The sequence below is a fragment of the Microbacterium sp. C23T genome, from assembly GCF_053345975.1.
This window is the reverse complement of sequence record NZ_JBKFBD010000002.1, coordinates 13,830-35,392: the sequence shown is the minus strand read 5'-3', so window position 1 is coordinate 35,392 and position 21,563 is coordinate 13,830. Positions and strand designations below refer to the sequence as shown.

Here is a 21,563-nt window from a genome sequence, read left to right as displayed (position 1 = left end):
TCGCACGGCGCTCAGGCCGGGGTGCCGACCGCCGTCCAGGCCCGCGCCGTCACCGTGAACGCGCCGTCGCCGAGTTCGTCGCGCAGCGCCGTCTCCAGGCGGGCGACCTCGCCCGGGTCGAGGGTGGCGACGTAGCGGCCGGCCGGTCCGACGCCGAGGAGGAACGGATCCCACCAGTCCGCGAAGTCGCGGAACGACACGGTGCACTCGACCACCGTCTGCGTGACGTCGGCGAGCCCTGCCCGCCGGAAGATGTCGACGAGCTGCCCGGGTGCGGCGCCGCTGAGACCGGCCTCCCCGCGGACGCCGTCGTCGAGCCGGCGCGCCACACGCCAGAACGTCGAGAGCGGTCCGCCGTCGCCCGCGTGATCCCACACGCAGGCCGAGACCCGGCCGCCGGGCGCCGTCACGCGGCCCATCTGCGTCACCCCACGGACCGGGTCCGACATGAAATGCACGACGAGCTGAGCCAGCGTCGCTCCGAACTCCCCGTCGGCGAACGGCAGATGCTCTGCCTCGGCGACACGTACGTCGACGCCGGGGCACAGCTCCTCGGTCGCTTCGACGAACGCCGGCTCCGGATCCGCGGCGCTCACCGCCGAAGGACCGCGACGCGTCACGAGCTCGAGGGTCAGCATCCCGGGTCCGCAGCCGACGTCCAGCAGCCGGGCGTCCGGATCGACGCCTTCGAGCCCGACGGTCGCGAACTCGACCGCCAACGGGGTCGAGAAACGGCCCATGAAACGCGCGTACTCGTCGGCGCTGACGCCCCCGAAGCTGCCCACGCGATCATCCTGGCACGCCCTGCCGCTTCGTAACATCCCGGAAAACCACGGGGCCTACACTCGACGCGAAGGGGGTGCGCCGTGACGACGATCGCGACCGGAATGGACGCCCGGACGACGGATGCCGTGGCCCAGGCCATCGCCACGCTCTCGGGCCGGCGGATCGCCGTGCTGACCGGGGCGGGCGTCTCGACGGACTCCGGCATCCCGGACTACCGAGGGGCCGGAGCCCCGGTGCGGACCCCGATGACCGTCGAGCAGTTCCTCTCGAGCGATGCGTCGCGCCGTCGATACTGGGTCGGCAGCCACCTCGGGTGGCGGGCGTTCGCGTCCGCCGAGCCGAACCCCGGGCACCGCGCGATCGCCGATCTCGAGGCTCGAGGACTCGCCACCGGCGTCGTGACGCAGAACGTCGACGGGCTCCACGTGCGCGCCGGCAGCCGCCGCGTCGTCGAGTTGCACGGAACGATGCGCCGCATCTTCTGCACCCACTGCGGCCAGGTCTTCGACCGACGTGACCTCGCCCGCCGCGTCGAGGACGACAACCCGTGGATCCGCGTGCCCGAGAACGTCGCACTCGGACCCGACGGCGATGTGCTCCCCGAGAGCACCGAGGGCTTCCGCATCCCGGAATGCAGCGTGTGCGGAGGGATGCTGAAGCCTGATGTCGTCTTCTTCGGCGAGTTCATCCCCGCTGAGAAGTTCCGCGAGGCGGAGCAGCTCGTGCACACCAGCGAGGCGCTCATCGTGGCGGGATCCTCGCTCGTCGTGAACTCCGGCATCCGGCTGCTCGAGCGTGCGCGCCGCCGACGCCTGCCCGTCGTCATCGTGAACCGCGGCGCCACGCGCGCGGACGCCCGGGCGACCGTGAAGATCGACGCCGGCACCAGCGAGGTGCTGCGCGCGCTGGCCGACGGGCTGCCCTCCCTCTCCTGAGCGGCTGACGCCCAGGAGGCCCGGGTAGGGTCGAAAGCATGACCGCGCTCACCCTGATCCGCCACGGCGAGACCGATTGGAACCGCGACCGGCGCATCCAGGGAGCGACCGACATCCCCCTCAACGACACCGGTCGTGCACAGGCCCGCGCGACCGCGCAGGTGCTGCGCGAACGCCTCGACGGCGCCGTGCCCGTCACGATCGTGTCGAGCGACCTCGCCCGCGCCCGCGAGACCGCGGAGATCATCGCCGCCGAGCTCGGCCTCGACGCGCCGCGTACGTACGCCGGACTGCGCGAGCGCGCCTACGGCAAGGCGGAGGGCGTCGGGATCGACGAGTTCCGCACCCGCTGGGGCGACTGGTACACCGCAGAGGTTCCGGGCGCCGAGCCGTGGGCCGATCTGCGCACCCGCGCCATCACGGCGCTCGGCGGCGTCGTGCGGGATCACCGCCGCGCCACCGCCCCCGCCTCGGCCGCGCTCATCGTCGTGAGCCACGGCGCGCTCATCCGCGAGGTGATGCGCCACGCGACGGCCGGCGAACTGCCGCTGGAGGGCGAGCGCCTCGCCAACGGCGCGACCCACGACTTCGTGTACGAGCGCGATCACCTGCGGCTCGTGACCTACGCGGGGCTGGTGGCCTAGGCTCGGCGCCATGGCCGCGCCTGCCACCGTCGACGAGTACATCGCGGGGTTTCCTCCCGAGGTGGCCGAGAGACTCGCCCGCGTCCGCGCCGAGATCGTGGAGGCCGTCTCGACGGCATCCGGCACGCCGCCCGAGCAGAAGGTGCGTTACGGCATCGCGGCCGTCATGCTCGGCGGGCGCTACGCGCTCCACTTCGCCGGCTGGAAGAAGCACATCGGCCTCTACCCGGTGCCGACTCTTCCCGAGCCGCTGGAGTCCGAGATCGCGCCCTATCGGGCTGAGAAGGACTCCGTCGTCGTCCCGCACTCGAAGGACGTGCCGTACGAGCTCATCGGCCGGGTCGCGCGCGAGATCGCGGACGAGCGCGTCCGTCAGTCGGCGGCGGGCTGAAGCGCCCGCCGGGTTGCGCCGTCAGCCGTCCGCGCGGGCCAGCACGCCGCGCGCGTGGCGCAGCACCGGTTCGTCGACCATCCGGCCGTCGTAGGAGAACACGCCGCGCTCGCCCTCCGCTGCCGTGAGGACGGCGCGCGCCCACGCCACGGCCTTCTCGTCGGGGCGGTAGGCGGCACGGATGACGGCCACCTGGCTCGGGTGGATGCACGCGGTGGCGCGGAAACCGGATGCCGCAGCATCCGCCGCCTCGATGGCCAGACGCTTCGCGTCCTCGATGTCGAGGTGCACGGCGTCGATCGCGGCCTTGCCGCGGGCGCCGGCCGCCAGCAGCACGCGAGACCGCGCATAGCGGGCGATGTCGCGATAGCGGCCGTTGGGCTTGCGGCTGGACGTGCCGCCGATGCTGGCGACGAGGTCCTCCGCACCCCACATCATGGCGACGACGTTGTCGAGGGCGGCGATGCGGTCGGCCTGGGCGACGCCCTTCGCCGTCTCGCACAGGGCGACGACCTCGAAGCGCGCGTCGATGCGACGGATGCGCTTGGGCGACTCGGACTTCGCGACCATGATCCGCCGGTAGTCCGTCTGCGACAGCGTCGCGAGGTCGGCGGTGAACGCGTCGGTCTCGGGCGGGTTCACGCGCACGATCACGCGCGCCGGATCGAGCTCGGATTCGATGAGGTGTCCGCGCGCCGCGGTCTTGTCTGCGGGAGCGACAGCGTCCTCGAGGTCGAGGATGACGGCGTCGGCACGTTCGAACGCCTTCTCGTACCGCTCCGGGCGGTCGGCGGGGCAGAACAGCAGCGCGGGGCCGAGGTCGAAGCTCATCGGGTCTCCTCCGAGGTCTCAGGTGCGCACCACATCAGCGCGGTCCGGGTGGCGAGGGCGACGACCTCGCCCCGCTGGTTGCGGCCGGTGTGGCGCAGCGTCACGATCCCCTGCCCCGGTCGCGAGGCCGACAGCCGCTTGTCGAGCACTTCGGTCTCGGTGTAGAGGGTGTCGCCGTGGAACAGCGGCGCCGGGAACGACACGTCGGTGAGGCCGAGCTGGGCGACGAGCGTGCCCTGCGTGATCTGCGAGACGGATGCCCCGACCATCGTCGCGAGCGTCCACATCGAGTTCATGAGGCGCTGGCCGAACGGCTGGGTCTCGGAGAAAGCGGCGTCGAGGTGGAGCGCCTGCGTGTTCATCGTGATCGACGAGAACAGCACGTTGTCGGCTTCGGTCGCCGTGCGGCCGGGGCGGTGCAGGTACCGCGCCCCGACCTGGAGCTCGTCGTAGAAGAGCCCGCGCTGCACGATCTCTCGCGCCGCCCCGGCCGGGGCGTCGTGGTCGGGAGCGTCGGGGGTCACGTCTGTCACGCTACCCTCACGCCACGCCGAGCGCCCGCGCGATCACCAGCAGCTGCACCTCGTTCGTGCCCTCGCCGATCTCGAGGATCTTCGAGTCGCGATAGTGCCGCGCGACCGGGTACTCGTTCATGAAGCCGTTGCCGCCGAAGATCTGGGTGGCGTCGCGGGCGTTGTCCATGGCCGCGTCGCTCGCGGTGAGCTTCGCCATCGCCGCCTGCGTCTTGAAGGGCTTGCCGGCGTCCCGCAGGCGGGCCGCGTGGTGCCACGCGAGCCGCGCGACGTGCACGCGCTGCTGCATGCGCGCGAGCAGGAACTGGATTCCCTGCCGCGTCGAGAGCGCGTCGCCGAACACGGTGCGCTTCTTGGCGTAGTCGACGGCCGCGTCGAGGCATCCTTCCGCCGCTCCCGTGGCGAGCGCGGCGATCGCGATGCGCCCCTCGTCGAGGATGTGGAGGAAGTTCGCGAAGCCGCGCCCCTCGGTGCCGAGCAGGTTCCCCGCGGGAACGCGCACGTCCTGGAAGGTCAGCGGGTGCGTGTCGGACGCGCGCCAGCCGACCTTGTCGTAGCCGGGTTCGACCGTGAAGCCGGGCGTGCCGTGGGGCACGACGATGGTCGAGATCTCCTTGCGGCCGTCGGTCTCGCCCGTCACCGCGGTGACCGTCACGAACCGCGTGATGTCGGTGCCCGAGTTGGTGATGAACTGCTTCGAGCCGTTGATGACCCACTCGTCGCCGTCCCGGCGCGCGGTGGTGCGGGTGGCACCGGCGTCCGATCCCGCCTCCGGCTCGGTGAGGCCGAACGCGGCGAGCGCGCGCCCCGCCAGCAGGTCGGGCAGAAGCTCCTGCTTCTGCTCCTCGGTGCCGAACCGGAACACCGGCATGGCTCCGAGGCTGACGCCCGCCTCGAGCGTGATCGCGAGCGACTGGTCGACGCGGCCGAGCGCCTCGATCGCGAGGCACAGCGCGAAGTAGTCGCCACCCTGACCGCCGTACTCCTCGGGGAACGGCAGGCCGAGGAGCCCCATCTCCCCCATCTGGGCAACGACGTCCATCGGCAGGGTGTGCGTGCGGTCGGCCTCGTACGAGACGGGCGCGACGACCTCGTCGGCGAACTGCCGCACCAGCGCGGCGAGCTCGCGCTCGTCCTCGCTGAGGTCGTAGGTGTCATAGCTGTCCATTGCTGCTCCTCGGGTGTCAGGAGGTCGGCGCGGGCGCCTCGTGGGCGTCCGCTTCGGGTGAGGGGGCGTCGCCGGGCGTGTCGAGTGAGACGTGCGCAAGCACCTGGTCGCGGCGCACCTGTGCGCCGACGGCGACGTCGACGCGCACGACGCCGTCGTGCGGGGCGAGGACGGGATGCTCCATCTTCATCGCCTCGATCGTGACGATGCGGTCGCCGGTGGCGACGGTCGCGCCGTCGGCCACGTGCACGGCGACGACCGCGCCCGGCATGGGCGCGCGCAGTTCAGGATCGGATGCCGCGGCCTCACGCTCGCGGGCCGCCAGGCGTCGCTCCATGGCGGCGCGGCGGCTGAGCGGGCGGAGGCGATGCGTCGCGCCGTCGGCGTGCACCCAGACCCATCCGTCGGCGTCGACTGCCGTGCGCGCCGGCGACGCCGTCGCCGCGGTGGCGCCTGTGGTCGCGTCGGGCACCCCCACGTGACCGGAAGCGCCACTTCCGCCGGTCGTCACGGCGTGCACGGCACCGGAGTCGTCGAGGAGCCGGATCACCGGCGGCACGGCGGGCGCGCCCGCACGCCAGCCTGCGAGCTCCCGCCAGGCCATACCGCTGTGCGCAGGACGCAGGGCGCCCGTGCTGCCCGCGTCGGTCGACGCCGCTGCGCGCAGCGCTGCGGCGCTCGGCGCGCTCGCCGTGTACGGCGGCATACGGTCGATGAGGCCCGTGTCCATGTCGCCCGTCTGCACGCCCTCCTCGGCGAGCAGGGCACGGAGGAAGCCGATGTTGGTGTCGAGCCCGAGCACGATCGTCCCGGCGAGCGCGCCGTCGAGACGATCGAGCGCCTCCGCGCGGTCGGCGCCGTGCGCGATGACCTTCGCGATCATCGGGTCGTAGTCCGCCGTCACGGCGCTCGCGGTCTCCACCGCCGAATCGGTCCGGACGCCCTCGGCAGGCCGCCACACGAGCAGCTCGCCGGTGGCCGGGAGGAAGCCGCGCTCCGGCGTCTCGGCGTACACGCGCGCCTCGATCGCGTGGCCGTCGAGGTGCACGTGGTCCTGCGAGAACGAGAGCGGCTCCCCCGCGGCGATCCGCAGCTGCTGCTCGACCAGGTCGAATCCGGTCACGAGTTCGGTGACGGGGTGCTCGACCTGCAGGCGCGTGTTCATCTCGATGAAGAAGAACTCGTCGGGACGGTCCGCCGCGACCAGGAACTCGACCGTGCCGGCACCCCGGTAGTCGACGGATGCCGCGGCCGCGCAGGCCGCCGCGCCCAGGCGCGCACGGGTGTCGGCGTCGACCGCCGGCGACGGCGCCTCCTCGATCACCTTCTGGTGGCGGCGCTGCAGCGTGCACTCGCGCTCGCCGAGGTGGACGACGCTCCCGTGCGCGTCGGCGAGCACCTGCACCTCGATGTGACGCGGGCGCTCGATGAGCCGTTCGAGGAGGAGCGTGTCGTCGCCGAACGCGGCAGCCGCGACGCGGCGGGCGGTCGCGAGGGCGTCCGGCAGCTCCGCGGCCGAGCGCACCACCTGCATGCCCTTGCCGCCGCCGCCCGCCGACGGCTTCACCAGGAGGGGGAAGCCTGCGTTTTCGGCGGACGCCGTGATCTCAGCATCCGTCATCCCCGCCGCACTGAACCCGGGCACCGTCGGCACGCCGTGCGACGCGACGTGCTCCTTCGCACGGATCTTGTCGCCCATCACGGCGAGCGCGCGCTCGCCGGGGCCGATGAAGACGATGCCCGCCTCGGCGCAGGCTCGCGCGAACGCGACGTTCTCCGACAGGAAGCCGTAGCCGGGGTGGACGGCCTGCGCGCCGCTCGCGACGGCCGCGGCGACCACGGCGTCGATGTCGAGGTACGACTGCGCGGCCGCGGCGGGCCCGATGCGGACCGCGTCGTCGGCCTCGCGCACGTGCGGCGCGTCGGCGTCCGCGTCGCTGTAGACGGCGATCGAACGGATGCCGAGACGCCGGAGCGTGCGGATGACCCGGCGGGCGATCTCGCCGCGGTTGGCGACGAGGACGGTGTCGAACCCTTCGGCGGGCTCAGGCAGGGGGAAGAGCATGGCAGTCACATCCGGAAGACGCCGAAGCGCGGTTCGGGGAGCGGGGTGCGCGAGACGACGTCGAGCGCGAGGCCGAGGAGGTCGCGGGTGTCGAGCGGGTCGACGACGCCGTCGTCCCACAGCCGGGCAGTCGCGTAGTACGGGTCGCCCTGCTCCTCGTAGCGCGCACGGATCGGGGCCTCGAAGTCCGCCTGGTCGTCCGCCGACCACTCCTCGCCGCGCGCCTCGAGCTGGTCGCGCTTGACGGTCGAGAGCACGGAGGCGGCCTGGTTGCCGCCCATGACGGAGATCCGGCTCGCCGGCCACGTCCAGAGGAACCGCGGCGAGTACGCGCGTCCGCACATCGAGTAGTTGCCGGCGCCGAACGACCCGCCGATGACGACGGTGAGCTTCGGCACCCGCGTGGTCGCGACGGCCGTGACCATCTTCGCGCCGTCCTTCGCGATGCCGCCCGCCTCCGCGTCACGTCCGACCATGAAGCCCGAGATGTTCTGCAGGAACAGCAGCGGCACCCCGCGCTGATCGCACAGCTCGATGAAGTGGGCGCCCTTCTGGGCGGACTCGCTGAACAGCACGCCGTTGTTGGCGACGATGCCGACGGGGTGCCCGTGGATGCGTGCGAAACCGGTGACGAGCGTGTCGCCGTACTCCCGTTTGAACTCGTGCAGCTCGCTGCCGTCGACGAGGCGCGCGATCACCTCGCGCACGTCGTAGGGCTGGTTCACGTCGACCGGCACGACTCCGTACAGATCGGATGCCTCGGCCACCGGTTCGACCGCCGGCAGGACCTCCCAGGCGGGTTCGGCCGGCGCCGGCAGGGTCGCGACGATGTCGCGCACGATCTCGAGCGCGTGCTCGTCGTCCTCGGCGAGGTGGTCGACCACCCCGGAGCGACGGGCGTGCAGCTCTCCCCCGCCGAGTTCTTCGGCGGTGACGATCTCGCCGATCGCGGCCTTCACCAGGGGCGGGCCACCGAGGAAGATCGTGCCCTGACCGCGGACGATCACCGTCTCGTCGCTCATCGCCGGCACGTAGGCGCCGCCGGCGGTGCAGGAGCCGAGCACGGCGGCGATCTGCGGGATGCCCGCGGCCGACAGCCGGGCCTGATTGAAGAAGATGCGGCCGAAGTGGTCGCGGTCGGGGAACACCTCGTCCTGCATCGGCAGGAAGGCGCCGCCGGAATCGACGAGGTAGACGCAGGGCAGACGGTTCTCGAGGGCGATCTCCTGCGCCCGAAGGTGCTTCTTGACGGTGAGCGGGTAGTACGTCCCGCCCTTCACCGTCGCGTCGTTGCACACCACCATCACGTGACGGCCGTGCACCAGCCCGATCCCCGCGATCACGCCCGCGGCAGGGGCCTCTCCCTCGTAGAGGCCCTCCGCGGCGAGCGGCGCGACCTCGATGAACGGGCTCCCCTCGTCGAGCAGGCGGGTGACGCGGTCGCGCGGCAGCAGCTTGCCGCGCGCGACATGCCGTTCGCGCGACGCGGCGGGTCCGCCGACGGATGCTGCGGCCAGCCGCTCGCGCAGCTTCTCGGCCAGTTCCCGCTGGGCGTCGCGCGTGCGCGCGAAGGTCTCGTCGTGCACTGCGGTGGTGCTCAGCACGCTCATCCGGGTCTCCCGCGCATCTTCCTCGACGTCACGATCGGATCACGTCCGTTGTCTGGACGCGATCGAATTGGTTAGTGTTCACTAACTGAGGTTCAGGTTAGCGAGCCTTAACTGGATTTACAAGCGGAGCAGCAGATGACGAACGGTGTCACCGATCGCGATCGCGCGAAGGCCGACCGCCACGCGGCGATCCTCCACGAGGCGGCCGCCCTCTTCGCCGAACGCGGCTTCAGCGGCGTCAGTCTCGAAGACATCGGCGGAGCGGTCGGGGTCAGCGGTCCCGCCCTCTACCGCCACTTCGCCAACAAGCAGGCGCTGCTGGGCGCCATCCTCGTCGAGGTGAGCGAGCGGCTGCTGGCGGGCGGGCGCACCGTGATCTCGGCTCATCACGAGGCCGCCGACCAGCTGGACGCGATCATCGCCTTCCACGTGGAGTTCGCGCTGCGCGACGCCGACGTCATCCGCGTGCAGGACCGCGATCTCGCGAGCCTCAGCGACGACGACCGCCACACCGTGCGCCGTCTGCAGCGGGAGTACGTGGAGGTGTGGATCGGCATCCTCTCCACCGTCCACCCGGAGCGCGACGAGGACGATCTCCGCGTGCGCGCGCACGCCTGCTTCGGCCTCATCAACTCGACGCCCCACACCGTGCGCGCGTCGCGGTCGCGCCCCGGCGAGCGCGATGTGCGCGGCATCCTCCGCTCGATGGCGCACGCCTCCCTGACCGCCTGAGCGCGGAGAGGGCCTAGTCTGGACGGACCATGACGGGGCATGGGCAGCACGACGACGCCGGGGCGGGGCACGTCGAGGGCACCGAGACGTCCACTGACTCGCGTGCGCCCGAGCCGGGCGACGCCAGTTCGCGTCGGGACTTCCTGAAGCTCGGCGGAGTCGCCGCCGCAGGACTGGTCGTGGGCGGCGCAGTGGGTGCCGCGGCCGGCGCCTCCCTCGGTCACACGATCGGATATCGCGAAGGGTCGGTCGACTTGGGCGCCGTGCCGCCGCGCTCCGAGCCCGGGTTCGACCACGTCGTCGTGCTGATGGGCGAGAACCGGTCGTTCGACAATCTCCTGGGGTGGCTCTACACGCCCGAGAACCTTCCCGACGGCGCCACCTTCGACGGGCTCGCGTTCGGCGACTACGCCAACACGGCCCCCTCCGGCGAGCGCGTCGCCGTCCACGCCTATTCGGGGCCCACCGACCATGTGATGGCTCGGCCCGACCCGGATCCCGGCGAGGAGTTCCCGCACGTCAACACGCAGCTGTTCGGCGTGGTCGACCCGCGGGAGAACGCCGCGAGCCAGGTGGGCGACATGGTCGCCCCGTTCAACGCGCCGCCGTCGGGCACCGCGCCGACGATGGAGGGCTTCCTCCACGACTACTGGAACAACCTGACGCGGCTGCGCCACGGCACGGAGCCCACGATCGAGGAGGCGTCGCACATCATGGGCGGCTTCTCCCCCGAGCAGCTCCCGGTGCTGTCGACCCTCGCGAAGGGGTTCGCGGTCTTCGACGCGTGGTTCGCGGCCGTGCCGTCGCAGACGTACTGCAACCGCTCGTTCTTCCACGCGTCGACGTCGCACGGCTTCGTCACCAACAAGCACGGCGGGGGCTACGACAAGTGGCTCGACGCGGAGCCGACGCCCACGGTCTTCAACCGGCTCGAGGACGCAGGCCTCCCATGGAAGGTCTACTTCGACGAGATGCAGCTCGTCTCGCTCACCGGCATCCTGCACGCTCCGGTGCTGCAGAAGTACTGGCGAACCGGCCGGTTCGGGCACATGTCGGAGTTCTTCGACGACGCGAAGGCGGGCAAGCTTCCCGCGTACGCCTTCATCGAGCCGCGGCTGGTCTACAACCACAACGACTTCCACCCGCCGTTCGGGGCGCTCCGCGAGAGCGAGGTCGACGGCTCCGCGGTGGTGGACTCGGCCGTGTCGGACGTGCGCGCGGGCGAGAAGCTGGTGGCCGACGTCTACGACGCGATCAAGCAGAGCGCGACGCCGAGCGGATCGAACGCCATGAACACGCTGCTGCTCATCACGTTCGACGAGCACGGCGGGACGTACGACCACGTCCCGCCGCCGACGGCGACCCCGCCTGTCGCCGACGATGATCCGGGCGAGATGGGGTTCGCGTTCGACCGACTCGGCGTCCGCGTGCCGACGATCGCCGTGTCGGCCTACACGCGTGCCGGCACCATCGTGCACGACGAGATGCACCACGCGGCGGTCGCCGCGACCCTCGCACGGCTGCACGGGCTGCGTCCGCTGACGCGGCGCGACGCCGAGGCGCGCGACCTGTTCTCGGTGGTGAACCTCGACACTCCCCGCGACCCGGCGAGCTGGCCCGTCGTGCACCCCATGTACGTGCCGCCCAACCCCGCCGAGGATCAGCTGGCCGACCTCAAGGACGGGCCGCACAAGGACAAGCCCCTCAGCCCGCCGGGACGCGGCCTGCTGGGGCTGCTGCAGGCGCGGTACGCCGCGGCCGGCGCCGCGGAGCCTGAGACCTACGCCGAGGCGTACGACGTGCTGCAGAAGCACGGCCTCGGACTCTTCTACCCGAAGGAGGACTGACCGGCCGGCCCCCAAGGTGCCGGCCGGTCAGCGGCCTCGTCAGCGCATCAGCATGGCTCGTCCGGGCTCCCGGAGGACGTCCGCGACGTCCACGAGGAAGCGCGATCCCTGCTCGCCGTCGACCAGTCGATGATCGAACGACAGGGCGAGCGTCATGACGTCGCGCAGCGCGATCTCGCCGCGATGCTCCCAGGGCTGGCGCCGCACCGCGCCGAGGGCGAGGATGCCCGCCTCCCCGGGGTTGATGATCGGCGTTCCGGCGTCCACGCCGAACACGCCGACGTTCGTGATCGAGAACGTGCCGCCCATCATGTCGGCCGGCGACGACTTGCCCGCGCGTGCGGTCTCCGCGAGCCCGCGGATCGCATCGGCCAGTTCGACCAGCGTCAGCTCCTGCGCGTCGCGGATGTTCGGCACCACGAGCCCCCGCCCGGTCGCCGCAGCGATCCCGAGGTTCACATAGTGGTGCTCGACGATCTCACCCGCCTCGTCGTCCCACTTCGAGTTGAGCCCGGGGTGGCGGCCCAGCGCGAGGCACACGGCCTTCGCGGCCACGGCCATGATCCCGATCCGGTGCTCCTGCAGGTCGCGGTCGCCCTTCAGCGAGGCGATGAGCTCGCTCGTCGCCGTCACGTCGACGGTCAGGAACGTCGTGACGTGCGGCGCGGTGAAGGCGCTGCGCACCATGGCGTCCGCGGTCATGCGCCGCACCCCGCGGATCGGCGTGCGCGTCGTGCGCTCCCCCGCGGCGGCCGGCATCGGCATCTCGAAGGTCTCGACAGGCTCGGCGGCAGCCGGCGCGGTCGCCGTGGCGCCCACGCGGGTCGCGTAGGCCTCGACGTCGGCGCGCGTGATCACCCCGGACGTGCCACTCGCCTCGACGAGCGCCAGGTCGATGCCCAGCTGCTTGGCGAACTGCCGCACCGGCGGTGTCGAGCGCGGTCGCTCGACCGGGCGCTCCACGACGTCGGCGAACTGGATCGCGTCGTGCGGAGCCGCCTCGAGGACGGCGGTGTCGGATGCTGCGGCCACCGAGCCCGCGACACGCGCGCGGCGCTGCGGGCGCCCGGCGCCCTGGGGCGTCGCGCCGTAGCCCACGAGGTTGGGCTCGGACTTCGCCGGCTCGGCCGGCGCGCTTGCCGCCGCCTCGGGAGCGGACGCCTGGGCTGATTCGGCAGGCGCTGCGGGCGCAGCATCCATTCCGCCGATGTCGAAGGAGATCAGCACCGAGCCGACCGCGACGACATCGCCCGCTCCGGCGTGCAGCGCCGTGATGGTGCCGGCGTACGGCGACGGCAGCTCGACGACGGCCTTCGCGGTCTCGACCTCGGCGATCGTCTGGTTGAGGGTGACCGTGTCGCCGACGGCGACGAGCCACTGCACGAGCTCGGCTTCGGGGAGCCCCTCCCCGAGGTCGGGGAGCTTGAAGTCCTGCACCGCCATCAGTCCAGCACCCCGCTCAGGCTGTTCGGCCGGTCCATGACGCGGTCGACGGCGTCGAGGATCCGGTCGAGGTCGGGCAGGTGGTGCTTCTCGAGCTTCGCGGGCGGGTACGGGATGTCGTGCCCGGTGACGCGCTGCGGCGCCGCCTCGAGGTAGTTGAAGCAGCGCTCGGTGACGCTGGCGACCAGCTCGGCGCCGACGCCCGCCTCACGAGCTGCCTCGTGGGTGACCACGACGCGCCCCGTCTTGCGGACGGATGCGGTCACCGTGCGGTAGTCCACCGGCGAGATCGAGCGCAGATCGATGACCTCGATCGAGACGCCGTCGTCTTCGGCGGCAGTAGCGGCATCCAGGGCCGTGAGCACCTGTGAGCCGTAGGTCAGCAGCGTCACGTCGCTGCCCTCGCGCGCCACGCGGGCCAGGCCCATCGGCGGGGCGTCGGCGAGCTGGACGTCGAGGTCGACCTCGCCCTTGGTGTGGTACAGCCGCTTGGGCTCGAAGTAGACCACCGGGTCGTCGGACGCGATCGCCTGCCGCAGCATGACGTAGGCGTCCTGCGGGTTCGACACCGCGATGACGCGCAGCCCCGAAGTGTGCACGAAGTACGCCTCGGGCGACTCCGAGTGGTGCTCCGCGGCACCCACGCCGCCCGCCCACGGGATGCGGATCGTGATCGGCATCTTCACGTTGCCGCGCGTGCGGTAGTGCAGCTTCGCGACCTGGCACACGATCTGGTCGAACGCCGGGTAGACGAAGCCGTCGAACTGGATCTCGACGACGGGCCGGTAGCCGCGGAACGCGAGCCCGACGGCGGTGCCCATGATGCCGGCCTCGGCGAGCGGCGTGTCGACCACGCGCTGCGCCCCGAACTGGTCGAGGAGGCCGTCGGTGATGCGGAAGACACCACCGAGCTTTCCGATGTCCTCGCCCATGACGAGGACCTTGTCGTCGTCCGCCATCGCGCGGCGGAGTCCTTCGTTGATGGCCTTCGCCATCGTCAACTGCGTCATCGTCACACCCCCTCGGCTGCCGGGGCGAACCCGTCGAGGTACGCACCGAACCACTCGCGCTGCTCCGTGAGGCCCGAGTGGGGCTCCGCGTAGACGTTGTCGAGCACGGTCAGCGGGTCGCGGGTCTTCGCGGTCATCGCCGCCTCGCGCACGGCCGCGGCGAGGGCATCGGCGTCGGCCTCGACGCTCGCCACGAAGGCCTCGTCGAACTCGCCGCGCGACCGCAGGAGTGCCTCGACGCGCGCGATCGGGTCGCGGCGGCGCCACTTCTCGACCTCTTCCTTGTCGCGGTACCGGGTCGGGTCGTCCGAGGTGGTGTGCGGGCCCATGCGGTAGGTCACCGCCTCGATGAACGCGGGGCCGTTGCCGCGGCGCGCGTTGTCGAGCGCCCAGCGCATGGCCGCGAAGCACGCCAGCACGTCATTGCCGTCGACGCGCATGCTGGGGATGCCGAAGCCCGGGGCGCGGCCGGCGATCGGGAACTTCGCCTGCACCGTGACGGGCTCGGAGATCGCCCACTGGTTGTTCGTGCACACGAACACGACCGGCGCGCGGAAGGAGGAGGCGAACACCATCGCCTCGTTGACGTCGCCCTGGCTCGACGCGCCGTCGCCGAAGTAGGCGACCGACACCTGGTCGGTGCCGTCGCGCTGCACGCCCATCGCGTAGCCGACCGCATGCAGCGCCTGCGCGCCGATGATGATCTGCTGCGTGGCGGTGTTGATGTCGTAGGGGTTGTAGGTCGAGTGCTCCTCGCCGCGCCACGCGAGCACGAAGTCCGCGGGCTTGCCGCCGCGGGCGTAGACGACGCCGGTCTCGCGGTAGCTCGGGAAGGCGAAGTCATCGGCGCGGAGGGCGCTGGCGGTGCCGATCTGGGTCGCCTCCTGGCCCTGGCACGGCGGCCACAGGCCCAGCTGGCCCTGCCGCTGCAGAGCGACGCCCTCGGTGTCGATGCGCCGCAGGAGAACCATGTCGCGGTACAGGCCGCGCAGTGTCGCGGCGTCGACGTCGGCCACCCAGCGATCGAGCTCGGGGTCGGCGATGCGCTCGCCGTCGGGGGTCAGCAGTCGCGCGACATCCTCGATGTCGGTGGCGAGATCCGCTGTGGGTGTCAGGGTGTGCGTCATCGTCATCACTCCTCGTTGCGGGCCCCCTCGTGAGGAGCCGCTTCGCGTGCGCCGGCCACTTCGCCGGCTGCTTCAACGGTACGTCCGCATCGCACCTCGCTCAAGCATTCGAGGACTTCTTGAGCATGTTGACAACTCACGCCCATAAAAGGCGTGCTAACGTTTCGCACTATGAGTGCCCTCGATCACGTCGACCTGGAGCTGCTGGCAGCGCTCTCCGCCGACCCGCGCGCGACCGTCGTCGCACTCGCCGAACGACTCGGCCTCTCGCGCAACACCGTCCAGGCGCGCATGTCGCGCCTGGAGAAGGCGGGCGTCTTCCTGTCGTACGAGCGAGCCATCTCATCCGCCTCGCTCGGGTTCCCGATCGAGGCGTTCATCAGCGTCATCGTGCGTCAGGCCGATCTGCCCCGCATCGCCGTCGAACTCGCCCGCGTCCCGGAGGTCGTGCAGGCGCACGGGCTGTCCGGTCAGGTGGATCTGCTGGTGCGGGTCGCGTGCCGCGACACCCAGCACCTCTTCGACACCGACGCCCGCATCCTCGCGATCGAGGGGGTCGAGCGCACCGAGACGTCGCTCGTGATGGGCGAGGTCATCGCCCATCGCGTGACGCCGCTCATGGAGCTGGCACGACGGGAGTCGTAGCGGCGGCGCCCTTCGGGTTCCCGGTCGACGACGCGTCGGCGCGCACGAGGACCACGCCGACGAGGATCAGCGCCCCTCCGACGAACTGGACGGGCGCGGGCACCTCGGCGAGGAAGATCCACGCGAACATGAGGGCGAACAGCACCTCCGAGAGCCCGACGAACGAGGCGACCCGCGAGCCGATGCGCGGGACCGCCATCACGCCCAGTGCATAGCCCAGCGTCGTCGCGATCGCGGCCACCCAGAACAGCGGCATCCACCACGGCACCGCCACGCCTGCGAGCACCACATCCACGGCCGGCGCCTGGAAGGGCATGATGCCGGTGAGGCACAGCACGCCCATGACGATCGCACCGGTCAGCAGGCCGCTGGCGGCCAGCGCGAGCGGAGGCAGGTCGTCGCCGGCCCGCTCCGAGATCACGAAGTACGCGCACACGCACACCGCGGCGGCGAGGGCGAGGAGCGTCCCGATCAGGTCGAATGAGGCGCCCGAGATGTCGACGACGAGCACCAGACCGACCATCGCGACCGCCGAGCCCCACAGCACGAGCGCCGACGGCGCTTTGCGCGTGCGCACCCACACCGCGACGACGAGCATGACCGGCGCGAGGTACTGGATCAGCAGCGCCACGGCCACCGGCATGCGCTGCATCGCCGAGAAGAAGAAGAGCTGACAGCCCAGCACCGGCATCAAGCCGAAGCCGACGATGAGCCGCCAGTGCCGCCGGAGGAAGCCGCGCTGCCGCATGATCGCCAGGAACAGCGCCGGCGAGAGCACGAGGCCCGCGACTCCCATGCGAACCAGCAGCGCCGCTCCGAGCGACCAGCCGGCCTCGAGCAGGGGCTTCACGAAGGGACCGCTCGACGAGAACGCGAGTGCCGAGGCGACGCCCATGACGAGCCCGCTGGTGCGCATTCGCGCGTTCGCGCGGAAGGCCGCGCTCGGGGCGATGACGGGAAGGGACGCGGTCGAGACGGTCATGGGCGGCATCCGGCTGTCAGGGGTGAAGACTGCTTACACTGGTGACAGTAGCGGAACGGTATGTCAGGAGTCAACGTGGTTTTCATTCATGACACGCGGAGGACGCTGATGATGGTCGTCGACCTCGTCAACACACTCCCCGGCTTCGACGACGAAGACACCCTGCAGACGCTCGACGACCTCGACGCGTTCCTCGTGCGGCAGCCCTACACGGGGACGATCCATCGCGATGCCGAGACCCTCGACGCCGTGCGAACGGTGCGCGCGCGGCTCCGGCAGCTCTGGGAGGTGGACCGGGGCGGTGCTGTGCCGCTCGTGAACACGATGCTCGCGGACGGCGAGGCTCTCCCCCGCCTCGTCATCCACGACGACTACGACTGGCACATCCACGCGACGTCCGACGAGTCACCTCTCGCGACGCGCATGATGGTCGAGGCCGCCATGGCGTTCGTGGACGTGATCCGCTCCGACGAGTACGGGCGCATCCGCATCTGCGACGCCGACGACTGCGACTCCGTCTACATCGACTATTCGAAGAACGGGTCCAAGCGCTACTGCGACACCGGCAACTGCGGCAACCGCATGAACGTCAACGCGTACCGGCGTCGGAAGGCGCGAGAAACCGCGTGATCGCGTCGGCGGCCGCCGCCGGCGTCTCGTAGTGGATGAGGTGCCCGACGTCGGGGATCTCCACCAGTTCCGCGTCCGGGAACATCTTCACGAGCTTGCGCTCGGCTTCGATGGGCGTGATGTCGTCCCTCACCGCGGCGACCAGCAGCGTGGGCTGGGCGATGCGCGGCGCGAACGCGCGCACGTCGTTCGACACGGACGCTACGAAGGCGTCGTGCAGCACGTCGCGGTCGGCGAAGCGTGAGAAGTACGTGTCGTGCTGATCGTGCACGAATCGACGGATGCCGGAGTCCTTGGTCTTCGCCATCGAGACGCTCATCACCCGCACGATGAGCCCGTTGCGCAGGAGGGCCTCGCCGAGCCGCTTGGGCAGCTTCGCGCCTGCCCAGTAGTAGAAGACCGCCAGCCTCGTGAGGATGCCTCGCGGGCCTTCCAGTGCCGGGGCGCCGATCGGGTTGACGAGGATCACCCGCGGCGTCTCGAGGCCTCCGGCGACGGCCGCCGCGACGACGATCGAGCCGAACGAGTGCCCGAGGATCACGGCCCCCGGGGCGACGACCGCGGCGAACTCGCGGAGCCACTCGGCGTAGAGGTCGAGGTCGTGGGTGCGGCCGGGGACAGGCGCCGTCTCGCCGAAGCCGGGAAGGTCGGGCGAGATCACGCGCACGCTCGGCAGGTGCGCGACGACGGGCTCGAGACCGTGGTGCTCGCCGCGGAAGCCGTGCACCGCGACGATCGTCACCTCGGCGTCGGCGGGACCGTAGACCCAGTACGCCGTCGTGCCGCCGAGCACGGCGGCCTCGCGCCGCTCGATCGGGATCACGTCGAGCAGCGGGGCGTACGGGTTGGGAGCTGTCACCCGTCGAGTCTACGAGGACTCCCCCGGGTCCCGGCTGTGCGCGGAGCGCCTGCCCGGGGATGTCGGAGGCGACGCATACCGTGAACGGCATGAGCCGCGCACATCCCGAACAGCTGCCGCTGTGGGATGTGCCGGACTGGGTGCGCATGGTCGGGGTGTTCGATCTCGAGACCACCGGCATCGACGTCACCGGCGATCGCATCGTGACGGCCCACGTGGGCCTGCTGGACGCCTCCGGCCGCGTGATCCGCGCCCGCGACTGGCTGGCCGATCCCGGCGTCGAGATCCCCGAGGGCGCGAGCGCGATCCACGGCATCTCCACGGAGCACGCGCGCGCGAACGGCCGACCGGCCGCCGAGGTGATCGCGGAGGTGGTCACGGCCGTCCGGGCCCTCCTCGATGCCAGCATCCCCGTCGTCGCGTACAACGCGCCGTTCGACTTCTCGCTGCTCAAGTACGAGTCGCTGCGTCACGGCATCGCGCCGATCGAGGACCCGTCTCCCGTGATCGATCCCCTCGTGGTCGACAAGGCGTACGACCGGTGGCGCAAGGGCAAGCGCACGCTGGAGGTCGTCGCGGCGCACTACGCAGTGAGACTGGATGCCGCGCACGAGGCATCGGCCGACGCGGTCGCTGCCGGCCGCGTCGCGCAGGCGCTCGCCGAGCGGTTCGCGCCGTGGCTGCCCGACACGGTGCACGAGCTGCACACCCGCCAGATCGGCTGGGCCCGTGCGCAGGCGGAGAGCCTGACCGAGTACTTCATCCGCATCGGCAGGATCGATCCCGACGACCGACTCGACGGTCGCTGGCCGATCCGCTGACCGGCTTCGCCCGCACCTCCCGCAAACGCAGAAGACCCCGCCGAAGCGGGGCCTTCCGGGTGGCTGCTTACTTGGAGCCGCCGAAGTTCTTGAAGCGCTGGTTGAACTTCTCGACACGACCGGCCGAGTCCATGATGCGCTGCTTGCCCGTGTAGAACGGGTGCGAGGCCGACGAGATCTCGACGTCGATGACGGGGTACTCGACGCCGTCGAGCTCGATCGTCTTGTCGCTGGTCACCGTCGAGCGGGTGAGGAAGGTCTCGCCCGAGCCGAGGTCACGGAACACGACGGCCTGGTAGTCCGGGTGGAGGTCAGTCTTCATGATGGTCCTTTGAGGATGGTGCCCTGGATTTTGCCAGGGCGGTCAAAGTCTGGGGTGCGAATGCACCAAAGAGAGATTCTACCAGTCTCCGGCGCGGACGCCGAACCGGCCGTTCTCGGGGCTCAGTGCGCGGCGCGTGCCGCGTAGCGGCCGCCCTCCTCGCTGAGGCTGATCGGCACGCCGAACGTGTCGGTGAGCGCTTCGGCGGTGAGGGTCTCGCGGATCGGACCGGATGCCACGGCCTGGCCGTCGCGCAGCAGCAGCACGTGGGTGAATCCGATGGGGATCTCCTCGACGTGGTGCGTGACCATGATCATCGCCGGCGTCGTCGGCGCCTGTGCGTAGCCGCCGAGCAGGATCAGCAGCTCTTCTCGCGCGCCCAGGTCGAGGCTGGCGGTCGGCTCGTCGAGGAGCAGCAGCTCGGGGTCGGTCATGACGGCACGGGCGATCTGCACGCGCTTCTGCTCGCCGTCGCTGAGGGTGCCGAAGGTGCGGTCGGCGAGGTGGTCGAGCTTCCACTCCGCGAGCACGCGCAGCGCGCGGCGCTCGTCGATGTCCTCGTAGTCCTCGCGCCAGCGGCCGAGCACCGAGTACGCCGCCGTCAGGACGACGTTGAGCACCGTCTCCTCCGGCGGCACGCGACGCGCCATCGCGGACGAGGCGAACCCGATCCGGGGCCGCAGTTCGAAGACGTCGGTGCGGCCGAGACGCTCGCCGAGGATGGTGACGACGCCCGAGGTGGGGTGCAGCAGCGTGTCGGCCATCTGGAGCACGGTGGTCTTGCCGGCGCCGTTGGGTCCGAGGACCACCCAGCGCTCGTCGTCGTTGATCGTCCAGTTCAGGTGGTCGACGATGTTCCGGGCGTTTCGGCGGACGACGACGTCGGAGAACTCGAGCACCTGGGGCATGCTGACAGCCTATCGGCCGCCGGAGACCACCTCCGCGTACAGGGCGGCCGTCTGGTCGGCGATGCGCTGCCAGCTGAAATCCTCGGTCGCGCGCGTGCGTCCGGCGGCGCCGTACTCGCGCGCACGCTCCGGATCGCTCACGACCTCGGTGAGCACGCGCGCGAGATCCGCCACGTACTGCTCCGGGTCGGTCGGGGTGCCCGTGCCGTCCTGCACCTGCTCGATGGGCACGAGGCGACCCGTGACACCGTCGACGACGACCTCCGGGATGCCCCCGGTGGCCGTCCCGACGACGGCGGCGCCGCAGGCCATCGCCTCGAGGTTCACGATGCCGAGCGGCTCGTAGACCGACGGGCAGACGAAGGTGGTCGCCGCGCTCAGGATCGTGCACAGCTCGTGGCGCGACAGCATCCGATCCAGCCACACCACACCCGCTCGGGTCTCCTGCAGCCCGCGGACGAGCCCTTCGACCTCGGCCATGATCTGCGGGGTGTCGGGGGCGCCGGCGGCCAGGATCACCTGCACGTCGGCGGGGAGGCGCTCGGCGGCGCGGAGGAAGTACGGCAGGCCCTTCTGCCGCGTGATGCGGCCGACGAAGACGACGGACGGCTTCGCCGGGTCTATCCCGAGCTCCGCGAGCAGAGCAGGGTCCTCGACGGGGTGCCACGCCTCGACGTCGATGCCGTTGTAGATCACGCGCACGCGCTCGGGGTCGAGTGCCGGGTAGCTGCGCAGGATGTCTTCGCGCATGCCGTTGCTCACCGCGACGATGGCCGCGGCGCTCTCGTACGCCGACTTCTCGATCCAGCTCGAGACGGCGTACCCGCCGCCGAGCTGCTCGGCCTTCCACGGGCGCAGCGGCTCGAGGCTGTGGGCGGTCACGATGTGCGGGATGCCGTGCAGCAGAGATGCGAGGTGCCCGGCGAAGTTCGCGTACCAGGTGTGACTGTGCACGACGTCGGCGCCCGCGACATCCGTCACGATCTCGAGATCCGTGCCGAGCGTCTGCACCGCGGCGTTGGCGGCAGACAGCTCGGCCGGCACGCCGTAGGACGTGGTGCCCTCCTCGTCGCGCTCCGCGCCGAACGCGCGCACCCGCACGTCGATGCTCGAGCGGAGCGCCTTCACCAGTTCGGTCACGTGGACACCGGCGCCCCCGTAGATCTCGGGCGGGTACTCCTTGGTCACGATGTCGACGCGCATGGCACGAAACCTAATACACGGAAACGTCCGCGTGTAGCGGGTACCCGTAATCTCCCACCGGCCCTAGGGTG

General features: G+C 71.1%; 22 protein-coding genes. 8 read left to right on the top strand and 14 right to left on the bottom strand.

The genetic code is table 11. The features are described from left to right. Positions 1 to 11: 11 nt before the first annotated feature. Positions 12 to 785 carry a class I SAM-dependent methyltransferase gene (locus ACLBXX_RS01230; RefSeq protein WP_447656480.1) on the bottom strand — a complete coding sequence of 258 codons (774 nt, stop codon included), beginning with the start codon at positions 783 to 785 and terminating at the stop codon, positions 12 to 14. Positions 786 to 887: 102 nt separating this feature from the next. Between ACLBXX_RS01230 and ACLBXX_RS01225 the strand changes: the two genes are divergently transcribed. From ACLBXX_RS01225 to ACLBXX_RS01215, 3 genes are read left to right on the top strand one after another with little or no spacing between them, the layout of a single operon-like run. After that, positions 888 to 1,721 (top strand): Sir2 family NAD-dependent protein deacetylase, encoded by an 834-nt coding sequence (locus tag ACLBXX_RS01225; protein WP_447656600.1) that lies wholly within the window; start codon positions 888 to 890, stop codon positions 1,719 to 1,721. Positions 1,722 to 1,759: 38 nt separating this feature from the next. Beyond that, a complete protein-coding gene (locus tag ACLBXX_RS01220) occupies positions 1,760 to 2,365 on the top strand; it encodes a histidine phosphatase family protein (RefSeq protein ID WP_447656479.1) in 606 nt (201 codons plus the stop codon). Positions 2,366 to 2,375: 10 nt separating this feature from the next. Continuing rightward, the gene (locus ACLBXX_RS01215) at positions 2,376 to 2,756 is read left to right on the top strand and encodes an iron chaperone (protein ID WP_447656478.1); all 381 of its coding nucleotides are present in this window, start codon (positions 2,376 to 2,378) and stop codon (positions 2,754 to 2,756) included. A gap of 21 nt (positions 2,757 to 2,777) precedes the next feature. Here ACLBXX_RS01215 and ACLBXX_RS01210 read toward each other — a convergent pair whose 3' ends face one another. The 5 genes from ACLBXX_RS01210 to ACLBXX_RS01190 are packed head-to-tail and all read right to left on the bottom strand — an operon-like array spanning position 2,778 to position 8,963. Beyond that, entirely contained in the window at positions 2,778 to 3,587 is an 810-nt protein-coding gene (locus ACLBXX_RS01210; RefSeq protein ID WP_447656477.1) for an HpcH/HpaI aldolase/citrate lyase family protein, read from the bottom strand. Continuing rightward, positions 3,584 to 4,111 carry a MaoC family dehydratase gene (locus ACLBXX_RS01205; RefSeq protein WP_447656476.1) on the bottom strand — a complete coding sequence of 176 codons (528 nt, stop codon included), beginning with the start codon at positions 4,109 to 4,111 and terminating at the stop codon, positions 3,584 to 3,586. The genes ACLBXX_RS01210 and ACLBXX_RS01205 overlap by 4 nt, the downstream gene beginning before the upstream one ends. 16 nt (positions 4,112 to 4,127) lie before the next feature. Beyond that, positions 4,128 to 5,288 (bottom strand): acyl-CoA dehydrogenase family protein, encoded by a 1,161-nt coding sequence (locus ACLBXX_RS01200; RefSeq protein ID WP_447656475.1) that lies wholly within the window; start codon positions 5,286 to 5,288, stop codon positions 4,128 to 4,130. Between the two features lie 16 nt (positions 5,289 to 5,304). Continuing rightward, a complete protein-coding gene (locus ACLBXX_RS01195) occupies positions 5,305 to 7,353 on the bottom strand; it encodes an acetyl/propionyl/methylcrotonyl-CoA carboxylase subunit alpha (RefSeq protein WP_447656474.1) in 2,049 nt (682 codons plus the stop codon). Positions 7,354 to 7,358: 5 nt separating this feature from the next. After that, positions 7,359 to 8,963, bottom strand: coding sequence for a carboxyl transferase domain-containing protein (locus ACLBXX_RS01190; RefSeq protein WP_447656473.1), 1,605 nt, complete (start codon positions 8,961 to 8,963; stop codon positions 7,359 to 7,361). Positions 8,964 to 9,098: 135 nt separating this feature from the next. Here ACLBXX_RS01190 and ACLBXX_RS01185 point away from each other — a divergent pair, with 135 nt between their 5' ends. Continuing rightward, positions 9,099 to 9,695 (top strand): SACE_7040 family transcriptional regulator, encoded by a 597-nt coding sequence (locus ACLBXX_RS01185; protein WP_387138028.1) that lies wholly within the window; start codon positions 9,099 to 9,101, stop codon positions 9,693 to 9,695. 29 nt (positions 9,696 to 9,724) lie between these two features. Continuing rightward, positions 9,725 to 11,542: an alkaline phosphatase family protein gene (locus ACLBXX_RS01180; RefSeq protein ID WP_447656472.1), complete on the top strand. Its 1,818-nt coding sequence runs from the start codon at positions 9,725 to 9,727 to the stop codon at positions 11,540 to 11,542. Between the two features lie 39 nt (positions 11,543 to 11,581). Here the strand turns inward: ACLBXX_RS01180 and ACLBXX_RS01175 are convergent, their stop codons facing one another. From ACLBXX_RS01175 to pdhA, 3 genes are read right to left on the bottom strand one after another with little or no spacing between them, the layout of a single operon-like run. Next, complete coding sequence (locus ACLBXX_RS01175; RefSeq protein ID WP_387138034.1) at positions 11,582 to 12,985, bottom strand: dihydrolipoamide acetyltransferase family protein; 1,404 nt, start codon at positions 12,983 to 12,985, stop codon at positions 11,582 to 11,584. Further along, positions 12,985 to 13,995: an alpha-ketoacid dehydrogenase subunit beta gene (locus ACLBXX_RS01170; RefSeq protein ID WP_387138038.1), complete on the bottom strand. Its 1,011-nt coding sequence runs from the start codon at positions 13,993 to 13,995 to the stop codon at positions 12,985 to 12,987. The genes ACLBXX_RS01175 and ACLBXX_RS01170 overlap by 1 nt, the downstream gene beginning before the upstream one ends. Positions 13,996 to 13,997: 2 nt before the next feature. After that, the gene (gene pdhA / locus ACLBXX_RS01165) at positions 13,998 to 15,128 is read right to left on the bottom strand and encodes a pyruvate dehydrogenase (acetyl-transferring) E1 component subunit alpha (protein WP_447656471.1); all 1,131 of its coding nucleotides are present in this window, start codon (positions 15,126 to 15,128) and stop codon (positions 13,998 to 14,000) included. 165 nt (positions 15,129 to 15,293) lie between these two features. Here pdhA and ACLBXX_RS01160 point away from each other — a divergent pair, with 165 nt between their 5' ends. Further along, on the top strand, positions 15,294 to 15,767 hold the full coding sequence (locus ACLBXX_RS01160) for an Lrp/AsnC family transcriptional regulator (RefSeq protein ID WP_045302332.1): 474 nt from the start codon (positions 15,294 to 15,296) through the stop codon (positions 15,765 to 15,767). Here the strand turns inward: ACLBXX_RS01160 and ACLBXX_RS01155 are convergent. Beyond that, complete coding sequence (locus ACLBXX_RS01155) at positions 15,739 to 16,749, bottom strand: EamA family transporter (protein ID WP_447656470.1); 1,011 nt, start codon at positions 16,747 to 16,749, stop codon at positions 15,739 to 15,741. The genes ACLBXX_RS01160 and ACLBXX_RS01155 overlap by 29 nt on opposite strands. Before the next feature lie 75 nt (positions 16,750 to 16,824). On the opposite strand from ACLBXX_RS01155, the gene ACLBXX_RS01150 reads away from it, so the two are divergent. Beyond that, positions 16,825 to 17,379, top strand: coding sequence for a CGNR zinc finger domain-containing protein (locus tag ACLBXX_RS01150; RefSeq protein WP_387138048.1), 555 nt, complete (start codon positions 16,825 to 16,827; stop codon positions 17,377 to 17,379). Here the strand turns inward: ACLBXX_RS01150 and ACLBXX_RS01145 are convergent. Further along, on the bottom strand, positions 17,339 to 18,238 hold the full coding sequence (locus tag ACLBXX_RS01145; protein ID WP_447656469.1) for an alpha/beta fold hydrolase: 900 nt from the start codon (positions 18,236 to 18,238) through the stop codon (positions 17,339 to 17,341). The two genes, ACLBXX_RS01150 and ACLBXX_RS01145, sit on opposite strands and share 41 nt — an antisense overlap. An 89-nt stretch (positions 18,239 to 18,327) precedes the next feature. Here ACLBXX_RS01145 and ACLBXX_RS01140 point away from each other — a divergent pair, with 89 nt between their 5' ends. After that, a complete protein-coding gene (locus ACLBXX_RS01140) occupies positions 18,328 to 19,059 on the top strand; it encodes an exonuclease domain-containing protein (RefSeq protein ID WP_447656468.1) in 732 nt (243 codons plus the stop codon). 67 nt (positions 19,060 to 19,126) lie between these two features. On the opposite strand, the gene ACLBXX_RS01135 is transcribed toward ACLBXX_RS01140, so the two are convergent. From ACLBXX_RS01135 to glgA, 3 genes are all read right to left on the bottom strand, one after another. Then, on the bottom strand, positions 19,127 to 19,381 hold the full coding sequence (locus ACLBXX_RS01135) for a type B 50S ribosomal protein L31 (RefSeq protein ID WP_045302322.1): 255 nt from the start codon (positions 19,379 to 19,381) through the stop codon (positions 19,127 to 19,129). Positions 19,382 to 19,503: 122 nt separating this feature from the next. Next, positions 19,504 to 20,289, bottom strand: a complete 786-nt coding sequence (locus tag ACLBXX_RS01130; protein ID WP_387138059.1) for an ABC transporter ATP-binding protein — start codon at positions 20,287 to 20,289, stop codon at positions 19,504 to 19,506. A 9-nt stretch (positions 20,290 to 20,298) separates the two neighbouring features. Beyond that, the gene (gene glgA, locus ACLBXX_RS01125; RefSeq protein WP_447656467.1) at positions 20,299 to 21,492 is read right to left on the bottom strand and encodes a glycogen synthase; all 1,194 of its coding nucleotides are present in this window, start codon (positions 21,490 to 21,492) and stop codon (positions 20,299 to 20,301) included. Between the last annotated feature and the right edge of the window lie 71 nt (positions 21,493 to 21,563).

Excerpts from the sequence above, each read along its gene's own strand:
- ACLBXX_RS01225 (WP_447656600.1), top strand. The coding sequence starts at position 888 with ATGGACGCCCGGACGACGGATGCCGTGGCCCAGGCCATCGCCACGCTC.
- ACLBXX_RS01220 (WP_447656479.1), top strand. The coding sequence starts at position 1,760 with ATGACCGCGCTCACCCTGATCCGCCACGGCGAGACCGATTGGAACCGC.
- ACLBXX_RS01215 (WP_447656478.1), top strand. The coding sequence starts at position 2,376 with ATGGCCGCGCCTGCCACCGTCGACGAGTACATCGCGGGGTTTCCTCCC.
- ACLBXX_RS01210 (WP_447656477.1), bottom strand. The coding sequence starts at position 3,587 with ATGAGCTTCGACCTCGGCCCCGCGCTGCTGTTCTGCCCCGCCGACCGC.
- ACLBXX_RS01200 (WP_447656475.1), bottom strand. The coding sequence starts at position 5,288 with ATGGACAGCTATGACACCTACGACCTCAGCGAGGACGAGCGCGAGCTC.
- ACLBXX_RS01195 (WP_447656474.1), bottom strand. The coding sequence starts at position 7,353 with ATGCTCTTCCCCCTGCCTGAGCCCGCCGAAGGGTTCGACACCGTCCTC.
- ACLBXX_RS01190 (WP_447656473.1), bottom strand. The coding sequence starts at position 8,963 with ATGAGCGTGCTGAGCACCACCGCAGTGCACGACGAGACCTTCGCGCGC.
- ACLBXX_RS01185 (WP_387138028.1), top strand. The coding sequence starts at position 9,099 with ATGACGAACGGTGTCACCGATCGCGATCGCGCGAAGGCCGACCGCCAC.
- ACLBXX_RS01180 (WP_447656472.1), top strand. The coding sequence starts at position 9,725 with ATGACGGGGCATGGGCAGCACGACGACGCCGGGGCGGGGCACGTCGAG.
- ACLBXX_RS01175 (WP_387138034.1), bottom strand. The coding sequence starts at position 12,985 with ATGGCGGTGCAGGACTTCAAGCTCCCCGACCTCGGGGAGGGGCTCCCC.
- ACLBXX_RS01170 (WP_387138038.1), bottom strand. The coding sequence starts at position 13,995 with ATGACGCAGTTGACGATGGCGAAGGCCATCAACGAAGGACTCCGCCGC.
- pdhA (WP_447656471.1), bottom strand. The coding sequence starts at position 15,128 with ATGACGATGACGCACACCCTGACACCCACAGCGGATCTCGCCACCGAC.
- ACLBXX_RS01160 (WP_045302332.1), top strand. The coding sequence starts at position 15,294 with ATGAGTGCCCTCGATCACGTCGACCTGGAGCTGCTGGCAGCGCTCTCC.
- ACLBXX_RS01155 (WP_447656470.1), bottom strand. The coding sequence starts at position 16,749 with ATGACCGTCTCGACCGCGTCCCTTCCCGTCATCGCCCCGAGCGCGGCC.
- ACLBXX_RS01140 (WP_447656468.1), top strand. The coding sequence starts at position 18,328 with ATGAGCCGCGCACATCCCGAACAGCTGCCGCTGTGGGATGTGCCGGAC.
- ACLBXX_RS01135 (WP_045302322.1), bottom strand. The coding sequence starts at position 19,381 with ATGAAGACTGACCTCCACCCGGACTACCAGGCCGTCGTGTTCCGTGAC.
- ACLBXX_RS01130 (WP_387138059.1), bottom strand. The coding sequence starts at position 20,289 with ATGCCCCAGGTGCTCGAGTTCTCCGACGTCGTCGTCCGCCGAAACGCC.
- glgA (WP_447656467.1), bottom strand. The coding sequence starts at position 21,492 with ATGCGCGTCGACATCGTGACCAAGGAGTACCCGCCCGAGATCTACGGG.